At 47.2% G+C, this 614-nt stretch carries 1 pseudogene; it reads right to left on the bottom strand.

What is annotated here, in order from left to right:
- Positions 1–614 (bottom strand): annotated as a pseudogene (gene comA / locus GMD1S_RS10735) (peptide cleavage/export ABC transporter ComA); the annotation flags it as partial.

Genomic DNA, 614 nt, shown 5'->3' on the forward strand with positions numbered 1-614 from the left:
TAGCTATTGACCAAATGGGCATAAAAGCCATCCTGTGCAAGCAAGTCTGCAGGGGTACCTTCTTCGACAATTTTGCCCTGATTCAAAACAACAACCTTTTCTGTCCGCTCAGCAATGGTCAAACGGTGAGCAATGAAAATCAAGGTCTTGTCTAAAACCATGAGATTATCCACAATCCGCTTTTCCGTCAAGATATCCAGACTGCTAGTCGCCTCGTCCAAGATTAAGACAGGGGCATCCGTCAAAAGAGCACGCGCCAGAGCGATTCGTTGTCGTTGCCCACCAGAAATTCCAGCCCCATCCGAAGTTAATTCTGTCTGATAATTCAGTGGCATGCGCTCGATATCCTCCCGAATCTCTGCCAACTCAACTGCCCGTAAGATGTCTTCCTGAGTCGTCCCCTCCTTGGCTCCAAGGAGAAGATTCTCCAAAATCGTTCCGTTAAAGACATAGGGCTGTTGAGGTAGATAGTTGATATACTGGCGCAAGGCTTTTTTGTCAATCTGATTGAGATTGACACCACCCAGACTAATCTCTCCCTGACTTGGATCGTAGAAGTTAACCATCATCTTGGCCAAGGTGGTCTTTCCTGACCCTGAAATCCCCACAAAAGC

It is taken from the genome of Streptococcus sp. GMD1S, from assembly GCF_000296875.1.
In the GTDB taxonomy this organism is placed as follows: domain Bacteria; phylum Bacillota; class Bacilli; order Lactobacillales; family Streptococcaceae; genus Streptococcus.